Origin of the sequence: Desulfomicrobium orale DSM 12838, assembly GCF_001553625.1 — a bacterium.
GTDB lineage: Bacteria > Desulfobacterota > Desulfovibrionia > Desulfovibrionales > Desulfomicrobiaceae > Desulfomicrobium > Desulfomicrobium orale.
Window position 1 is genome coordinate 915,447 of record NZ_CP014230.1, and the last position, 17,815, is coordinate 933,261.

Below are 17,815 nucleotides of genomic sequence, written 5' to 3' on the forward strand. Positions count from 1 at the left end.
GAGGTGCACCAACATGGGACGACTGCTGCAATTCGAGATATTCCGCTATAATCCTGAGGAAAAAGGCAGCACTCCGCACATGCAGAGCTTTGTGCTGGAGGAAACAGCCAACATGACCCTGTTCATCGTTCTGAACCGTCTGCGGGAGGAGCAGGACCCCGGCCTCATCTTCGACTTCTGCTGCCGCGCCGGCATCTGCGGATCCTGCGCCATGGTCATAAACGGCCGCCCCGGCCTCGCCTGTCAGACCAAAACTGCGGACCTGCCGGAGCAGATCACTCTTCTGCCCCTGCCCGTGTTCAAGCTCATCGGCGACCTGTCCGTGGACACCGGCGTGTGGTTCCGCGAGATGTATCAGAAGACCGAATCCTGGATTCATACCAACAAGGTTTTCGATCCGACCAAGGAAGAGGAACGCATGGATAACGCCGTGGCCGAGCAGATCTACGAACTGGAACGCTGTGTTGAATGCGGCTGCTGCATCGCCGCCTGCGGTACGGCGAGGATGCGCGACGATTTTCTGGGAGCGGCCTCGCTGAACCGCGTGGCCCGGTTTGTGATCGACCCCCGCGATCAGCGCACGGACAAGGAGTACTTCGAGATCATCGGCAATGACTACGGCATTTTCGGGTGCATGGGTCTGCTCGCCTGTGAGGATGTCTGTCCCAAGAAGCTGCCGCTTCAGAACCAGCTCGGTTTTCTGCGGCGGAAGATGGGTATCACCGCCCTCAAGCAGATCTTCAGGAGGTGAGCCGTGCGCACGCTCAACGCTGATGACGTTGTCGAGGCTGTGGCCAGAATGTGCGTGGACGCGAACCGCTATCTGCCGGAGGACGTCCGGGAGCGGTTCGCACACTGTGCGGCCGGGGAAGACACCCCCGCAGCCAGAGAGGTTTTCCGGCAGCTGACCGAAAACTACCAGCTGGCCGAGGAAACCGGCCTGCCTCTGTGTCAGGACACGGGTCTGGCGGTGTTCTTCGTGGATGTGGGCGAGGATCTGCGGGTGGAGGGTATGAATCTGCGCGAGGCCATCAATGAAGGTGTGCGCAAAGGCTACACCGAAGGCTTCCTGCGCAAATCCGTCTGCGATCCGCTGACCCGGGCCAACACCAGGGACAACACTCCGGCCGTCATCCACTTCGACATCGTGCCGGGAGACAGGCTGAAAATCGCCTTCATGGCCAAGGGCGGGGGCAGCGAAAACATGTCCCGCGTGACCATGCTGGCTCCGGCTCAGGGCTGGCCGGGCATCAGGAAGTTCGTGCTGGAGCGCGTGGCCGAGGCTGGCCCCAACCCCTGCCCGCCCACGGTGGTGGGCATCGGCGTGGGCGGCACCTTCGACTACGCGCCCATTCTGGCCAAAAAGGCGCTCATGCGGAAACTCGGCGACACCAATCCGGACCCTAGGCTGGACGCCATGGAGAAGGAACTGCTGGCAGATTTGAACAAGCTGGGCATAGGCCCCATGGGCCTGGGAGGCCGGACCACCACCCTCGACGTGAAAATCGCCATGAGCCCCTGCCACATCGCTAGTCTCCCTCTGGCTGTAAACATCCAGTGCCATTCGTCCCGGCATCAGGAGGTGGAACTCTGATGGCTGAACATTCTTTCAACACGCCGCTGCGGGATGAGGACATTGTCCAGCTCAGGGCCGGGGACGTGGTCCGCCTGACCGGCACCATCTATACGGCCCGTGACGCGGCCCACAAGCGCCTGTGCGATCTGCTGGACAAGGACGAAGCCCTGCCTTTCGATCTGAAGGGGTCGGTCATTTACTATGTAGGGCCGAGCCCCGCGCCTCCGGGCCGGCCCATCGGCTCGGCCGGTCCCACCACCAGCTACCGCATGGACAGCTATGCTCCGCGTCTGCACGCTCTGGGCTGCAAGGCTTCCGTGGGCAAAGGCCGCAGAAACGACGCCGTGCGTCAGGCCCTGAAAGATCACAAGGCCGTGTATTTCGGGGCCACAGGCGGGGCCGGGGCGTTGCTCTCCAAATGCATCACTTCGGCCAGGGTCATTGCTTTCGAGGAACTTGGGCCCGAGGCGGTGCGGGAACTGACTGTGGAGGATTTTCCGCTTCTGGTCATAAACGACTGTTACGGCGGCGAGCTGTATGTGCAGTCCGACCGCGTGGCCGTCGGTCTGGAATAGGGGAGGGACCGTAGGGCTCCCTTCCACTTTTCGAAGTCCGGCGACGCGGAAACCACGCCGCAACACGAGAACCAATCACAGGAGGAACACATGGCGCTTTACACCAAACAGGAGGCCTTGGATTACCATTCCGAAGTCAGGCCCGGAAAAGTGGAAGTGGTGCCGGTCAAGCCCTATTCCACCCAGAAGCACCTGACCATGGCCTACAGCCCCGGCGTGGCCGAAGCCTGCATGGAAATTGCCGGGGACAAGGAACTCTCCTACAAATACACGGGCCGGGGCAATCTGGTGGCCGTGGTTTCCAACGGCACGGCTGTGCTCGGCCTGGGGAACATCGGGGCTTACGCCAGCAAGCCGGTCATGGAAGGAAAGGGCCTGCTGTTCAAGATTTTCGCCGATGTGGACGTGTATGACATCAACCTGAACGTGACCGATCCGGACAAGCTGTGCGAGATCGTCAAGGCTCTGGAGCCGACCTTCGGCGGCATCAACCTGGAAGACATCAAGGCTCCGGAATGCTTCTATATCGAAGACAAGCTGAAAAAGGAGATGGGCATTCCGGTCTTTCACGACGACCAGCACGGCACGGCCATCATTTCCGCCGCGGGGCTCCTCAATGCCTTGGACATCACCGGCAAGAAGATCGGTGATCTGCGCATGGTCGTGTCCGGCGCGGGTGCGGCGGCCGTGTCCTGCACCCGGCTGTACATGGCGCTGGGGATGCGTCTGGAAAACATCGCCATGTTCGATTCCAAAGGCCATATCCACGCCGGCCGCACGGATTTGAGCGACCAGAAACGCGAATTCGCCACACAGAAAGCCTACGCCTCTCTGGCCGAAGCCATGAAGGGCGCGGATCTGTTTCTGGGACTGTCCACAGCCGGACTGGTCACGCAGGACATGGTCAAGGGCATGGCCAAGGACCCGATTATCTTCGCCTGCGCCAACCCGGTGCCGGAAATTTCCTACACCGACGCCAAGGCCGTACGACCCGACGCCATCATCGGCACGGGCCGTTCGGACTTTCCCAACCAGATCAACAACGTGCTGGGGTTTCCCTTCATTTTCCGGGGCGCGCTGGACGTCATGGCCACGGAAATCAACGAGGACATGAAACTGGCCGCGGCCAAGGCTCTGGCCCGGCTGGCCAAGGAACCCGTGCCGGACTATGTGCTCAAAGCCTACAATGTGGACAGAATGGAATTCGGGCCGGATTACATCATCCCCAAGCCCGTGGATCTGCGCCTCATCGAGTTCGAGTCCGCCGCCGTGGCCGAGGCGGCCATGAAAACCGGCGTGGCCAGAAAGTCCATAGCCGACATGGACGCTTACCGGGCCTTGCTGCGTAAGCGCATCGAAGCCTCCCGCAAACGTCTGGACGCCTTCGTGCAGACGTATCCGCAGATATTCTGAATCGTTCGGCTCAAAATCCGCGTGATCCATCCCCCGTCCATGTTGGCGGGGGATTTTTTTGCCATGTCCGGAAGGGCCATGCTTCGGATTGATGTGCGCGCCGTTTTCTTGCTATCAAGGAAGGGATATCGCAATTTTTCATCTTTGAATTCCGGGCCCCGCCAGAAATACGCTGGCGGGCGTGACCGGCAACCCCGGAGGGATCATGCGCTGGCAGGGAAGAGAAGAAAGTTCGCGGGTGGAAGACCGGCGCGGCGTGCGCGGCAAGGGTGTGGTGGGAATCGGCGGGCTCGGCATCGTGGTGCTCATCGTCTACACGCTCATGGGTGGCAATCCTGCGGATCTTTTGCAGGTTATCGAGGGCGCTCCGCAACAGCAGACCACCCAGCCCTATCAGGAAAGTCCGGAAGAAGAGCGCCTGCGCAAATTCTCGTCGGTGGTGCTGCGTGAAACGGAACTGGTCTGGGCGGATATTTTTTCCCGGAACGGGCATCGCTATCAGGAACCCACGCTGGTCATCTATTCCGGGCAGGTGCAGAGCGGGTGCGGGCTAGCTTCTTCCGGCGTGGGGCCGTTCTACTGTCCGCGCGATCAGCGCATCTATGTGGATCTGAGCTTTTACCGGGAACTGCAGCACCGGTTCAAGGCTCCGGGGGATTTCGCCATGGCCTATGTGCTGGCCCACGAGGTGGGACACCATGTGCAGCATCAACTGGGCATTCTGGAAAAAGTACAGGCCCTGCGCTCACGCATGAGCCAGGAGGAGTACAACACCTATTCCGTCAGGCTCGAGCATCTGGCCGGGGTATGGGCCTGTCACGTGCGGAACAAGGGACTGCTGGAACAGGGAGATGTGGAAGAGGCCATGGCCGCCGCGAGCGCTGTGGGAGATGACGCCATCCAGAAACAGATGCGCGGGCATGTGCAGCCCGAAACCTTCACCCACGGCACGTCCCGGCAGCGCATGGAGTGGTTCATGAAAGGCTTTCGCGCGGGGGATCTGTCCCAGGGCGATACTTTCAGTCAGTAGCCGGGAGATCAGGGCTTGTTGAGAATCATCGAGAATTGATCACGGCAGCAGCCAAATAGATGGCTGCATGGCTGCCGCAAAGCGGCTGTCGGTCTTCGCGCCAGGGACTCTATCCGTGCGCACAATCCACCGTACCGCTTCGACAAACAGGCGGTTGAAAGAAAATTATACTTGCAGGTTGGGCTGTTCAATCAGGGGAATGCTCCTTTTATTCACTTTTTTCCTGCCTTATCTGGATAGTTTGACAGGCTATATCGGCAAGATCGGCACCTCCGACATGTGTAATCATCAAGATGATGCGACGCTCTTTTTCCTGTTCTAAAATTTTATAAATTGCCTGTCTTGTTTCTGCATCCACATTAGCGTCTATTTCATCCAAAATGAGTATCGGCTTGTCTGAATATAAGGCTCGTCCGAGAATTATTCTCCTTTGCTCCCCTTTGGACAGATTGTTCCCGTACTCAGCAACAGTATGATCCAGAGAGAAATTGAGCCGCAAGGCACTGAGGATATCGTTACATTTAACGATATTTTGTGACTTGAAGGGGTAACAGATGTTGTCGGCCAGTGTTCCGGGCACAAAATGGCTGTCCTGAGACGCAAATGCGATATGGTTTCTGTAGTGCTGGAATTCATCGATTCGAACGATATTTCCGGCCTTAAGTACGCCTTGAAATGGCACTCCCAACCCGAGAAGTGACTGAGCCAGACGAGTTTTGCCCACCCCGCTTTTCCCCTGAATAACGACCAGACCGGCTTTAGGGAGAACAAGGGATATCGGAACGCAATCACCGGTTTCGATCTCTATTTTACCGTGGACCTCAAAAGGTAAAACCTCATCGATAGTTGCGGGAGAAATCATGGATGTTGGTTCTTCGGGCAGCTCAATAATTCGCAAAAGCCGCTTATAGGATATAAGGCCCCGCTGTATAGTCTGGTAGTATCTGGCCCAGTTCGCCAGAGGAGCATAGAATTTTGTAATGTAAAGCAAGATAATTGGGATTATCCCTATAAATGTGGGGTCTTGTGTCGCTAGATAGGCCACATAGGCGAGTACTGTAACTGTTCCAAGAGATCTTAGAACGCTTTCCTGAAAAAAGAAAAAACCTAAATTCACGTTGCTCTCTTTACGTATCTTATAATTTTCTTGATTCAGTTCAAGCAGTGAGTCAATTTCTCTCTCTTCTGCCTGGCAGGATTTAATACTGCCTAATCCTAAAGCCGTGCGTTGAATAAAACCTGTACTCGCTGATTCTATACTCTGTCTCGACTGAGCGTATCTTCTTTGAAGAAGTCCTGTTTTTCGGCTGACAACGAAGAGGAGGGGTATTATTAAAAATAAAATCGCTAAGATTTTCCAATCAATAATCAAAATGATGACACTTATCCAAATCAAATCTAATATGTCGAAGCATAACGTGTAGAGAGGATTTCCTATCAGATAGTCCAATTGCTGGGTATCGTTCATCAACCTGTGAACTATTTCTCCGCTATTCAATTTTTCCTTGTCAGAATCATTATCAGGGCTCTCAAGAGCATTCCGGTTGCTCTTGAGAATTTTTGAAAAACAAAGCTGTCGGATATAAAGAATAAATTTATCTGAACACAATGAAACATATATTGCAAACGTATTCCTCACGACTTGAAATAAAAGGCTTGATACCAGAAACAGAAAAAGGAAGATAATTACGTTTGACAAATTGCTGATGTTCGTTGCCCAATTGAGGAAATCGTTCAAGAGGCCAATAGGCGAATACGCGGGTGCGGATATCTTTATGTCGCGCCCGATGATGGCGTTAACAGTAGCGCCCAAAAAATGCGCAGGTAACGCCGCGAAAAATGAAGAAATACATGCAAGTAGGGAGATAAGAAGAAAAGCGACCGTTGTGATGCCACTGGAGTGCAGCAGGTAAATAAGCTTGCTCATTGTCTAAACCTGCTCAATTTTATGTAGCAAGAATGAGATTCTGATTTTTCGGGGCGCTCCCATGCAGAACAGTGCCCGTATGAACAAATCTTATTCTCAAAATTTTTTGAGAATGTTGATGAATTAGAGCATGTGCCGAATACGATCATTAATATTCGGCTCACCCTGTCTTAAAAATAGGACAACCGCTCACAGTAAGCCTGCTCTGTATTGAACAAATTTAGGCTGTACCTGCGGCATGTTTCCAATAATGTCTTTTGAGGTAGCTATTGGTTTAAAGGAGAGTTAGTGCCGCTTGTTTTGTACATTGCCGGCGGCATTAATTTTATGATCGCGCGTAAAATTTATAAATCCACCTGAATCTCCAACTAAGAAGAAGATTAGGGGCTATTGAGAATCATCGACTGTCTCGCTAGGGTTTCCGAGGCAATGCGGTTCCATTAACGCTCACTGCCTGTCACTCAATGCTCTTCTTTCCATAGTGGCATTGAAGCACAACAGGCTCCAATCCCTGGCAGACCCTACTCCAGAATGCCGCGCACGGCCCGGATCACATCTTCCACGTCCTTGTCCGAGAGCTTGGCTGACAGCGGCAGGCTTACGGTCTGCCGGCCGATGTCGCGGGCATAGGGGTAATCGTCCGCGTTCCAGCCGAACCGTTCCTGATAGAAGGGGTGCTCAGGCAGAGAAAGATAGTGTACGCCCACGCCGATTTTTTGCCCGGTCATGCGGCCGAGGAAACTGTCCCGGCTGATGCCCGTGCGGCTTTCTTCCACCAGAATCGTGAACAGATGGTGTCCATGCCGGGTGTTTTCCTCCACCGGCGCGGGCAGGGTCAGGGGCAGTGGACTCAGGGCGTCCATGTAGCGTTCCCAGATTTCCCGCCGCCGCTCCCAGTAGGATTCGACCTTCTTCAGCTGCCCGAGGCCCAGAGCGGCCTGCATGTCCGTCATGTTGTATTTGAACCCCGCCTCCATGACCAGGTAGTGCTTGTAGCCCTCGTCGCCGAAGCGCTTCCAGGCGTCGCTGGACATGCCGTGCAGGGCCAGCATCTTCAGGCGCGCGGCGTGGTCGGAGTCCTTGGCCAGCACCATGCCGCCCTCTCCGGTGACGACGTTCTTGGTCACATAGAAGCTGAAGCAGCCGAAATCTCCGAAGGTTCCGGCCTTTTGTCCGTGGTACTCGGTTTCAATGGCGTGGGCGCAGTCCTCGATGACCACCAGATTGCGGGGCTCGGCCAGCCGGGCGAGAGCGTCCATCTCGCAGGGCCGTCCGGTGAAATGGACGGGCACGATGGCCCTGGTGCGGTCCGTGATTTTTTCGCGCACCCGGTCCGGGGAGATGTTCATGGTTCTGGGGTCCACGTCGGCCAGAACGGGAGTGGCGCCGGCGTGGATGATGGCGTTGACGGTGGCGCAGAAGGTCAGGGGCGTGGTGATGACTTCGTCACCGGGGCCGATGCCCGCCGCCAGAATGCTCAGATGCAGGGCCGCGGTGCAGGAGTTGACGGCCACGGCGTGATCCGCGTTTTTGTATCCGGCGAAGTTCCGTTCGAATTCGGCCACGCGCGGGCCGGTGCCGATCCAGCCGCTGCGCAGGCAGGCCACGACTTCTTCGATTTCATCCTCGGCGATTCTGGGCGAACCGAAAACCAGAAAATTCTCACGCATATGCTTCTCCCCGCCCTCATCCCGGCATGGACGAAAGGACGATTACTCTTTATGAATTTTCCATCCGTTTCGGCGGGCTATCCCAACATCCACGGCATAGCAAGGAGGCTCCATGACCGAAAAACGTATCACGCTTTACGCTCTGACCACCTGTTCCCACTGCAAGAAGACAAAGGAGCTGCTGGATGGCTGTGGAGCCGAGTATGACTGCGTTTTCGTGGACAAGCTGCAAGGCGAGGAACGCAAGGAAATGATCGAGGCCATCAAGAAGGTGAATCCGAAGCTGTCCTTTCCGACCCTGCTCCTGGGCGAAGAAACCGTTGTCGGTTTCAAGGAGGCCCGGATCATGGAAATACTGGAGCGGCGATGAATCCCGAAGCATTGTACGAAAAGCTGCGCGCGGTGCAGGAGCCCAGAGGATTTTTCTTCAACAGCGACAAGGCCTTTGTGCTGGATCTGATGGAAGGGCTTCTGGTCAACCGCGAACGCTACGGCTACATGGCCTGTCCGTGCCGTCTGGCTTCGGGAAACCGGGAGCTGGACAGGGATATCTTCTGTCCCTGCGAATACCGCGAGCCTGATGTGGCCGAATTCGGGGCCTGTTACTGCGGCCTGTATGTGAGCGAGGACTGGAACGTGGGCCGCATTCCGCACGAAACGGTGCCCGAACGCCGCGATCCGGAAAAACTGCTGGCAGCTCTCATGGCCGGAGACGACGAGTCTTAGGACCTGAGGATGCTCGTGCCGCATCCCGGAGCGCCGCCCCAGGGGGAATCCGGGCGCGGCATTTTTGTTTTCCGGGATTCCCGCTGCACGGCTTCACTTTACCCGGCGTCCATGAAAATTTGCGGGAATTCTGCAGGATTCACCGTACGGCACTCGGGCGCTTTCCGCATCAAACCAAGCATAACCTCAACGGAACCTTCGGCATGACCAAAATAGTGACCCGCTTTCCTCCCAGCCCCACGGGCTATCTGCATATCGGCGGCGCGCGCACCGCGCTTTTCAACTATCTGTACGCGCACCAGAACGGCGGCACCTTCGTGCTGCGTATCGAGGACACGGACCAGGCCCGCTCCACCCAGGACATGACCGACGCCATCCTCGACGCCATGGCCTGGCTCGGTCTGGACTTCGACGAAGGCCCTTTCTTTCAGAGCCAGCGCGGCGATCTGTATAACAGCTATGTGGACAGGCTGCTGGAAACGGGCAAGGCTTATTACTGTTCCTGCTCCGCCGACGAGGTCGAAGCCATGCGCGAAAAAGCAAGGGCCGAGGGCCGCAAGCCCAAGTACGACGGCTCATGCCGCGAACGGGGGCTGGGGCCGGGGCCGGGCCGCGTGGTTCGCTTCAAGACGCCCCTTGCGGGCAAGGTCGTCTTCGACGACATCATAAAAGGACCCATCGCCTGGGACGTGCGGGAAATGGACGATTTCGTCATCCGCCGCGCCGACGGCTCGTCCATCTATCACATGGCCGTGGTCGTGGATGACGCCCTCATGGGCGTGACCCACGTCATTCGCGGAGACGACCATCAGAACAACACGCCGAAGCAGATTCTCCTGTACGAAGCGCTGGGATTTCCCCTGCCCCGGTTCGGGCACGTGCCCATGATTCTCGGCCCGGACAAGAAGAAGATGAGCAAGCGCCACGGGGCGACATCCGTCATGGTTTACAAGGAGCAGGGCTATCTGCCCGAGGCCATGCTCAGCTACCTGTCGCGTCTGGGCTGGTCCCACGGCGACGACGAGCTGTTCACCATGGGGGAGCTGCTGGAAAAATTCTCCCTGGAGGGCCTGGGCAAGTCGGCTTCGGTCTTCGATGTGGACAAGCTGAACTGGACCAACAGTCATTTCATCAAAACCGCAGATGTGCCCCGTCTGGCCGGACTGCTGGAGGAAATTGTCCGCTCTTCCACGGAATTCACGCCGGAAAGAAGCTATCTGGAGGCCATTGTGCCCCTGTATCAGACCAGAGCCAAGACGCTTAAGGAAATGGCCGAGCAGGCGGCCTTTTTCTTTTACGATGCGCAGGCTCTGCCCTACGACGCGGCGGCCGTGGAGAAATTCCTCACGCCCGAGGCGCGGGAACATCTCGCCGCTCTGGCCCGGCGCATGGAGGCCCTTGCCGTTTTCGATCAGAAGAATCTGGAAGACATGGCCAGCGCCTACCTGGAAGAGACAGGCCTCAAGTTCAAGGCCCTGGCCCAGCCCATCCGCGTGGCCATCACCGGCGGCACCACCAGTCCCGGACTTTTCGAGACCATGCATGTGCTGGGGCGGGAACGCACCCTGGCCCGCTTCGTGCGGGCCGCGGAGCTGTAACCGCATCATGCCCCTGAACGGCGGGCACAACTTTTTCGAACCCGGTCGATAATTTCAGGGAGGCTTCTCCATGCTCTATCTGCAGAAAGGCAATTTCCAGAAACTCGTGCGCTGGATCGGCGGATCGTGGATGACGGCCAACCAGGCAACGGCTCTGGGTATCGCGTGCATTTTTCTTGTTTCGGCATCCTTCTATCTGGGGCTGACCTTTGCAAGCTGCCGCTGGCTCCTTGCGCTGACACCCGTTTTTCTGGTGCTGCGCATGATCATGAATACCCTGGACGGCATGCTGGCCCGCGAATACCAGACCGGCAGCGTGGCCGGGGAGCTTTTCAACGAAGGCCTGGACATTGTCGGCGACACCGTCTGCTACGGCGTGCTGCTTTTCGTGCCCGGCATTCCGCAGCTGCCTCTGATTCTGTTTCTGCTTTTGACCTGGATGGCCGAATACTTCGGAGTGCTCGGCAAGGGCTTTCCGGGAGGCGTGCGCCGCCATGAAACCTTTTTCGGCGGCAAGCCGGACCGGGCCATCTGGATGGGGCTCATGGCCCTGCTGCTCTTCTTTTTCCCGGGACTTACTCCTTACACGGGAGCCTATCTGCTTCTGGCCTCGTGCTTTGTCTTTCTGACCAGCGTGGTCAGAATCCGCAAGATTCTGCAGGCGGCCGCAGGCAAGGAGTATCAGTCCTACACCTGGATCGGGAGATGACATGAAGGCGCTGCACATGGCCTTTCTGCTTCTGCTGGTCGGGATCTCGTTCGTGCTGCTTGAGCGCCGGGGCGAGACGGGCATGCTGCTCGTCATGTCCGTCATGGTCGGGTTGCTCGGATTTTTTTCCCTGGCCTGGCGCTGGATGGAGCGCAAGCAGATGGCTCTGGCCACGGAAATCCGCGACCGGACCATCACCTGGTGGTGGATGATCGCCATTTTCATGCTGGCCCTGTCCACGCACCGCATGGTTTCCTTCGCCTTTCTGGGTTTTCTCTGCTTCGCCTCTCTGCGCGAGTACTATTCCATGCTGCCCATGGAGGAGACACTGGACGCCCGCCTTTTGTCCTTCAGGGACAGGGCTTCCATCTTCGCCAGCTATCTGGCCATTCCGGTCATCATCTTCGTGGCCTATATCCAGTGGTATGAGCTGTTCATCATTCTGGTGCCGGTCTATGTCTTTCTGTTCACGCCCATCGTGTTCGTATTGCAGAACCGGACCACCGGCGGCCTCAAATCCCTGGGCACCGTCGCTCTGGGCTTCATGTTTTTCGTCCACAACCTGGGACACTGCCTGTTCATGATCAACATGGGCGCCATTGTGCTCATGTACTGCTTCGCTTTGACCGAAGCCCGGGACCTGCTTTCCTTCTGGATCGGCAAAGGTCTGGCCGCCCGCGCGCAGACCATGCCGGAGGGCTTTCTCCGCCGTGCTCTGGAGCTGCGGGTTGCGCCGGACATAAGCCCAAAAAAGACCTGGGCCGCGGGCCTTCTGGCCGCCGTTCTGGTGGCGGCCCTGTCCCTTGTCTTCACGCCGCTCATGCCTTCCTTCCCGGACGGGGAAATGTCCTACGCCTACTGCGCCTTCGTGGGGCTGATGATCGGCGTGCTCGGGCTGTTCGGCGACTTGGTCTTCTCCATGATCAAGCGCGACATCGGCGTGAAGGATTCCGGCGCGTCCCTGCCCGGCCACGGAGGCGTCATCGACCGCGTGGACAGTCTGGTCTTCACCATTCCCATCGTTTTTCATCTTATCCGCTGGAAGTATTTCTGACATGCTCCGCGTGCTGCTCCACGCCGCGAGCAGGGTTTTTCTCACCCTGGCCTTCGGCTTCACTCCGGCCCGGCCCCTGGAGGACGCGCAGTGCATAGTGGCCGCCAACCATAACACCCATCTCGACACGCTGGCGCTCTGCCGTCTTTTTCCGCTGCGCCGCGTCAATTCGGTCAAGGTGGTCGCGGCGCGGGATTACTTCGATCATGGGATCGGCGGATTTTTCGGCCGCATGGCCTTCAATCTCATCCTGCTCGACCGCCGGAGTGCCAGAACATCCCTTGAGCCCGTGGAGGAGGCTCTGCGGCAGGGCTTTTCCGTCATCCTTTTTCCCGAAGGCACGCGGGGCGAGCCCGGCGTGATGCGGCCCTTCAAGAGAGGCATCGGCAAACTGGCTCTCGATTTTCCGGAACTGCCGGTTTATCCCGTTTGCCTGCACGGCATCGAAAAAACGCTGCCCAAGGGAGGGCGGCTGCCGGTTCCGTTCACCATCAGGACCGAGGTGCTTCCTCCTGTCTTCGGAAAGGATTTCCTTCATGCCGGACAGCAGGGCCGAAAGCTCCTGACGGCCCGCCTCGAGGAGCATATCCGCGCGGCGGGAGCCGGGAGCGCGTGCCGGTCTTGAACCGCACCGGAAACATCCGGAAACAGAGAACATCATGTACGCATACCAGCGGGACAGCATCTACACCGCCCAGGCCGGGGACGGGCTGGAAGAACTCCTCGCGGCCGAGCTGACGGAACTCGGCGCTGAAAATTCCGTTCCCGGATTCCGCTTCGTGCGTTTCCGGGCCGATTTCGAAACCCTGTGCCGGATTGTGCACCGCTCCCGGCTGGCGACGCGGATTCTCGCTCCCCTGATTTATTTTCCCTGCCCCACGGACAGGGCCCTTTACGGCGCCGGAAGAGACATCCGCTGGACGGACTTTCTGAATCCGGACCAGACCTTCGCCATCACAGCCAATGTCTCGGAAAGCCGCATCGGACATTCCCGGTACGCGGCCCTGAAGCTGAAAGACGCCGTGGCGGACTGGTTCCGGGATCAGACCGGCCGCCGTCCCGGCGTGGAGCCGCGTGAGCCGGACCTGTGGCTGCATCTGCACATCCGGCGGGACCGGGCGACCATCAGCGTGGACGCTTCCGGCGGCTCCCTGCACCGGCGCGGCTACCGGGTGCGGAGTGTGGACGCCCCCATGCAGGAAACTCTGGCCGCGGCCATCATCCGCCTGAGCGGATGGGACGGCGCATGTCCTCTCGTGGATCCTCTGTGCGGATCGGGGACCCTGTTGTGCGAGGCGCTCATGGCCGCCGGAGGCATTCCCGCTGCGGTGCTGCGGACCCGTTTCGGGTTCATGCGCCTGCCGGAGTTTCAGCCTGGATCATGGGCCGCCATGTGCGCCCGGACTTCGCCCGAGGCGGAGCGCTTGGCTCGTGCGGCCGCCCTGATCCGCGGCGGCGACCGGGATCCGGAAGCCGTGCAGGCCGCGCGGGAGAATCTGGCCCGGCTGCCCGGAGGCCGCGGCGTGAGTGTGGAGCGCGGGGATTTCTTCGACCGCCGGGATCTGGCGGGCGCGGCCATTGTCGCCAATCCGCCCTACGGTATCCGTCTGGGTGGAAACGACGACATGGGGGCGTGGTACAAGCGGCTGGGGGACCATCTCAAACGTCACTGTACCGGAGCCACGGCGTGCATCTATTTCGGCGACCGGACCCTGCTCAAGCATATCGGCCTGCGCCCGGAATGGAAAAAGCCCCTCAAGAACGGCGGCCTGGACGGACGGCTGGCCAGGTTCACCCTGTACTGACGACTTCCTGGCTTCGTCGGCGGATGTCCTTGACAGATCGCCGGGATTGCATCACGTTATCGCACAATGTCCGGCTCAGCCGGGTCCGCGACCCTGAGTCCGCCGGACCGCCATTACCATCGTCCCATTTACCACGAGGAGGTTCTATGATCTTCATGCTTCCGGATCTTCCCTACGCCAAAGATGCGTTAAGTCCTTACATCAGTGCCAAAACCTTCGACTTCCATTACGGCAAACATCATCAGGCATATATCGACAACACCAACAAACTCATCGCCGGAACCGATCTGGACGGCAAAACCCTGCGCGAGATCATCACCACCACTGCCGGAGACGCCACGCGGGTCGGCATTTTCAACAACGCGGCCCAGGTCTGGAACCATTCCTTCTACTGGCAGTGTATGAAGCCGGGCGGCGGCGGAGCCCCCAACGGTGATATAGCCGAGAGCATCGTCCAGACTTTCGGCAGCTACGAGAACTTCGCCAAGGCCTTCAAGGAGGCCGGAGTGACCCAGTTCGGCAGCGGCTGGGCCTGGCTGGTGGAAAAGAACGGCAAGCTCGAAATCATGAAGACCCCCAACGCCGACACGCCCATGGCTCACGGCGCCAAGGCCCTGCTTACGGCTGACGTCTGGGAACATGCCTACTATCTGGACTACCAGAACAGGCGGCCCGATTACCTGCAGGATTTCCTGGAAAAGCTGGTCAACTGGGAATTCGTGAATCAGCAGCTGAAAAAGTAACCGCATCGTCTCTCCCTCAGAGGGTCTTTGCCGCGCCTGCGGCGGCAAAGGCCCTTTTTTGAAAAGCTCCGGGCCTCCGTTCACGGCGGCCGGAACTCCACGGACCCGCTTCCCGGCGGGATTTCATGAATTCTTCCGCGAGGGTCTTCCCCTGTTTCCAAAGAGATGACCATGATCACACTGTACACCGCGCCGGATTGCCTGCGCTGCAAGATCGTCAAGGATTTTCTGGCCGAACGCGGTCAGGAGTACACGGCTTACGACTTCAAGGCGGACAAGGATACTTTCAACGCCTTTTACCGCGCCCGCCGCGCGTCCATTTACCGCAATCCCGAAGGAGTGGAGTTCCCCATTTTCGATGACGGGGCGGTCATCCGGCAGGGCACAGGAGAAATTCTGGCCTATCTGCTGGCCGGGCAGGCCCTGGAAGGATGCGCGAAACGCAGCGGCCTGCTGCACGGCTGGATTTCCGGCCTGTGCGTTTCCGCCTGCCCCGAGGGCCAGGAGGAAAATTTCATTACTCTGGTCCGCCTTCTGGCCGGGGGCGGCCTGAATGTGGAACTGCGCTCGGACGGCCGCCGCGCCGGGCTGTTGCGGCAGGTGCTGGACACGGGGGCGGTCCGCCGCGTGATTCTGGACATCGTTGCTCCGGCCCGTCTGTATCCGGCTGTTGCCGGGGGCGGGCTGGACATGCAGGATCTGGAACAGAGCATCACTCTGGTCAAAGGCCATGCAGAGCACATGATCCGCATGCTTGTGACCGCCTGGCCCGGCGAAGAGGGGACGCTCACGCGCCTTGCTCCCGCGGAGGCCGGCGAGGCCGCGAAAATGGTCCTCGACGCCTGCGGTGACCGCATGCTGCCTGTATTCATCGAGGCGCAGCCGGTCGAAGGACTGGAAGCACTGGAGGATCAGGCTTTGCTGCCGTACCGGTCCAAAATCAGGATGTCGCTGGTCAAGGCCGAAATCCGCAAGCCGGATGCACGCTAGAGGCCGTTTTCGGCCATTGCTTTGCAGCCATCAGGAGGCACCATGTCCGCACTGACCTACCCCGAGGATCGCCGCTACCATGCGGAGCATCTCTGGGCCATGCAGGCCGGAGACGGCACCTGGCTCATAGGCGTCACCGATTACGCCCAGAACCAGCTGGGTGATGTCATCTTCATCGATCTGCCCGAAACCGGCGCACATTTCGGCCAGGGTGAGTCCTGTGCGGAGATCGAGTCGGCCAAGGTCGTGTCCCCGGCGTGCATGCCCCTTTCCGGCACCATCGTGGAAGTGAACGGCGCTCTGGCCGATACGCCGGAACTGCTCAATTCCGACCCTTACGGCGCGGGCTGGCTGGCGCGTATCGCCGCTGACGACGAGGCCGAGGCAACCCTGAACGGCGCCGAGTACAGGGCTCTGGTCGAAGGCTAGGCTCGGCCGAAAAGATGTCTGAGCGCGGCTGCGGGCCGCTATAAGGAGCGATTCATGTCCCAGCGCATCACCGTCATCGGCGGAGGCCCCGGCGGTTACACGGCCGCTTTTGCTGCAGCCAGGGCCGGAGCGCAGGTCACTCTGGTGGAGGCTGGTTCCCTGGGCGGCACCTGCCTGAACAGGGGGTGCATCCCGACCAAGACTATCAAGGCCTCGGCCGATGCGCTGGAAACCGCCCGGCGTCTGGCCGAGTTCGGCATTTCCGGCGGCGACGGCGTCAGGCCCGACATGCCGGCCATTCTCGCGCGCAAAGACAAGGTCGTGGGTATCCTGCGGGGCGGGCTGGAAAAAACCTGCGCCCGGCTCAAGGTCAATCTTCTGCAGGGGCGCGGAGAAGTGGTTCACGCCGGACTGGTCCGGATGCACGGCCGGGACGGCACGATCCGGGAGATCGAGGGCGACAGGGTCGTCATCGCCACCGGCTCCCGGTGCCTCGACCTGCCGGATCTGCCCGTGGATCATAAGCGCATCATCAACAGCGACGACGCCTTGGAACTTGCGGCCGTGCCCGGCCGGTTGGTGGTGGCGGGCGGCGGAGTCATCGGCTGCGAGCTGGCCTTCATTTTTCAGGCTCTGGGCTCCGCGGTCACCGTTGTGGAAGGGCTGGACCGCATTCTGCCTGTTCCATCCATTGACGCGGACCTGAGCAAGCTGATTCAGCGCGAAATGAAGAAGCGCCGCATCGGCTGCGAACTGGCCCGCATGGTCCGGGGGGTGGACGCCTCCGGCCCGGCTCTGCGCGTCACACTGGGGCCGTCTCCCTTTGTCGAAGAGGCGGCCGTTCCGGCGCGCCCGGAAAGCGTGATGGAGGCCGACATGGTCTTGGTGGCCGTGGGGCGTGCGCCCAACACCGAGGCTTTGGGGCTGTCCCTGGCCGGAGTGGAAACGGACCGGCGCGGATGGATCAGAGTGAACCGGAGGATGGAGACTTCCGCGCCCGGCATCTACGCCATCGGCGACGTGCTGGGACCGGAGCGGATCATGCTCGCGCACGTGGCCGCCATGGAGGGAATGGTCGCAGCCCGGAACTGTCTGGGCGGTGCGGAAGAAATGGATTATTCCGCCGTGCCGGCCGCGGTCTTCACCACGCCGGAGGTGGCTACCGTGGGCCTGACCGAGGCCCAGGCCAGGGAAAAGGGCCTGAATGTGGCCTGCTCCCAGAGCCAGTTCCGCGAGTTGGGCAAGGCCCAGGCCATGGGCGAACTGGCCGGGCTGTTCAAGCTGGTGACGGACGCGGACACGGGCAGGCTGCTTGGGGCGCATCTGGCCGGGGCTCATGTTTCCGACATCATTGCCGAGCCGACCCTGGCCCTGAAGCTTAAAGCCACGGCAAAGGATCTGGCCGGGACCATTCACGCTCATCCCACTCTGGCTGAAGGCATTTTCGAGACGGTCCATCTTTTCGAGGACTAGGCCAGCACCCGCCTCGGCCCGGAAACCGGACACGCCGGGGCGTTTTTCCGTCCTTTTCCGCATGCTCCGACAGCCCGGCCATATTCCCGACGGCGGA

At 59.4% G+C, this 17,815-nt stretch carries 18 protein-coding genes; 16 read left to right on the plus strand and 2 right to left on the minus strand.

The genetic code is table 11. The features are described from left to right. Window positions 1–13: 13 nt before the first annotated feature. From AXF15_RS04085 to ypfJ, 5 genes are all read left to right on the plus strand, one after another. Window positions 14–751, plus strand: a complete 738-nt coding sequence (locus AXF15_RS04085; RefSeq protein WP_066603666.1) for a fumarate reductase iron-sulfur subunit — start codon at window positions 14–16, stop codon at window positions 749–751. Window positions 752–799: 48 nt separating this feature from the next. Then, window positions 800–1,594, plus strand: coding sequence for a fumarate hydratase (locus AXF15_RS04090; protein ID WP_417926397.1), 795 nt, complete (start codon window positions 800–802; stop codon window positions 1,592–1,594). Then, window positions 1,594–2,151: a Fe-S-containing hydro-lyase gene (locus AXF15_RS04095; RefSeq protein WP_066603670.1), complete on the plus strand. Its 558-nt coding sequence runs from the start codon at window positions 1,594–1,596 to the stop codon at window positions 2,149–2,151. Before AXF15_RS04090 ends, AXF15_RS04095 begins: the two co-directional genes overlap by 1 nt. Before the next feature lie 90 nt (window positions 2,152–2,241). Further along, on the plus strand, window positions 2,242–3,564 hold the full coding sequence (locus tag AXF15_RS04100; protein WP_066603675.1) for a malic enzyme-like NAD(P)-binding protein: 1,323 nt from the start codon (window positions 2,242–2,244) through the stop codon (window positions 3,562–3,564). 205 nt (window positions 3,565–3,769) lie between these two features. After that, window positions 3,770–4,594, plus strand: a complete 825-nt coding sequence (ypfJ, locus tag AXF15_RS04105; protein WP_066603677.1) for a KPN_02809 family neutral zinc metallopeptidase — start codon at window positions 3,770–3,772, stop codon at window positions 4,592–4,594. Between the two features lie 208 nt (window positions 4,595–4,802). Here ypfJ and AXF15_RS04110 read toward each other — a convergent pair whose 3' ends face one another. Both AXF15_RS04110 and AXF15_RS04115 read right to left on the minus strand, forming a co-directional pair. Further along, window positions 4,803–6,521 carry an ATP-binding cassette domain-containing protein gene (locus AXF15_RS04110; RefSeq protein ID WP_066603679.1) on the minus strand — a complete coding sequence of 573 codons (1,719 nt, stop codon included), beginning with the start codon at window positions 6,519–6,521 and terminating at the stop codon, window positions 4,803–4,805. 521 nt (window positions 6,522–7,042) lie between these two features. Next, window positions 7,043–8,191, minus strand: coding sequence for a DegT/DnrJ/EryC1/StrS family aminotransferase (locus AXF15_RS04115; protein ID WP_066603683.1), 1,149 nt, complete (start codon window positions 8,189–8,191; stop codon window positions 7,043–7,045). A gap of 112 nt (window positions 8,192–8,303) precedes the next feature. Here AXF15_RS04115 and AXF15_RS04120 point away from each other — a divergent pair, with 112 nt between their 5' ends. The 11 genes from AXF15_RS04120 (at window position 8,304) to lpdA (ending at window position 17,718) form a co-directional block, all read left to right on the plus strand. Beyond that, a complete protein-coding gene (locus AXF15_RS04120) occupies window positions 8,304–8,561 on the plus strand; it encodes a glutaredoxin family protein (protein WP_066603686.1) in 258 nt (85 codons plus the stop codon). After that, window positions 8,558–8,917, plus strand: coding sequence for a ferredoxin-thioredoxin reductase catalytic domain-containing protein (locus tag AXF15_RS04125; RefSeq protein WP_066603688.1), 360 nt, complete (start codon window positions 8,558–8,560; stop codon window positions 8,915–8,917). Before AXF15_RS04120 ends, AXF15_RS04125 begins: the two co-directional genes overlap by 4 nt. A 203-nt stretch (window positions 8,918–9,120) precedes the next feature. After that, window positions 9,121–10,515, plus strand: coding sequence for a glutamate--tRNA ligase (gene gltX / locus AXF15_RS04135; RefSeq protein ID WP_066603694.1), 1,395 nt, complete (start codon window positions 9,121–9,123; stop codon window positions 10,513–10,515). A 70-nt stretch (window positions 10,516–10,585) separates the two neighbouring features. Then, window positions 10,586–11,224, plus strand: a complete 639-nt coding sequence (locus tag AXF15_RS04140; protein WP_066603696.1) for a CDP-alcohol phosphatidyltransferase family protein — start codon at window positions 10,586–10,588, stop codon at window positions 11,222–11,224. 1 nt (window position 11,225) lies between these two features. Further along, window positions 11,226–12,278 carry a phosphatidate cytidylyltransferase gene (locus AXF15_RS04145; protein WP_066603699.1) on the plus strand — a complete coding sequence of 351 codons (1,053 nt, stop codon included), beginning with the start codon at window positions 11,226–11,228 and terminating at the stop codon, window positions 12,276–12,278. A 1-nt stretch (window position 12,279) separates the two neighbouring features. After that, entirely contained in the window at window positions 12,280–12,903 is a 624-nt protein-coding gene (locus AXF15_RS04150) for a lysophospholipid acyltransferase family protein (RefSeq protein WP_066603702.1), read from the plus strand. A gap of 34 nt (window positions 12,904–12,937) precedes the next feature. Beyond that, window positions 12,938–14,083 carry a THUMP domain-containing class I SAM-dependent RNA methyltransferase gene (locus tag AXF15_RS04155; RefSeq protein ID WP_066603704.1) on the plus strand — a complete coding sequence of 382 codons (1,146 nt, stop codon included), beginning with the start codon at window positions 12,938–12,940 and terminating at the stop codon, window positions 14,081–14,083. Between the two features lie 146 nt (window positions 14,084–14,229). Beyond that, the gene (locus tag AXF15_RS04160; RefSeq protein WP_066603707.1) at window positions 14,230–14,826 is read left to right on the plus strand and encodes a superoxide dismutase; all 597 of its coding nucleotides are present in this window, start codon (window positions 14,230–14,232) and stop codon (window positions 14,824–14,826) included. Between the two features lie 171 nt (window positions 14,827–14,997). Further along, on the plus strand, window positions 14,998–15,816 hold the full coding sequence (locus AXF15_RS04165) for a thioredoxin domain-containing protein (RefSeq protein ID WP_066603710.1): 819 nt from the start codon (window positions 14,998–15,000) through the stop codon (window positions 15,814–15,816). A 42-nt stretch (window positions 15,817–15,858) separates the two neighbouring features. After that, on the plus strand, window positions 15,859–16,245 hold the full coding sequence (gcvH, locus tag AXF15_RS04170) for a glycine cleavage system protein GcvH (protein WP_066603711.1): 387 nt from the start codon (window positions 15,859–15,861) through the stop codon (window positions 16,243–16,245). Between the two features lie 54 nt (window positions 16,246–16,299). Next, the gene (lpdA, locus tag AXF15_RS04175; RefSeq protein ID WP_066603717.1) at window positions 16,300–17,718 is read left to right on the plus strand and encodes a dihydrolipoyl dehydrogenase; all 1,419 of its coding nucleotides are present in this window, start codon (window positions 16,300–16,302) and stop codon (window positions 17,716–17,718) included. Window positions 17,719–17,815 lie beyond the last annotated feature (97 nt).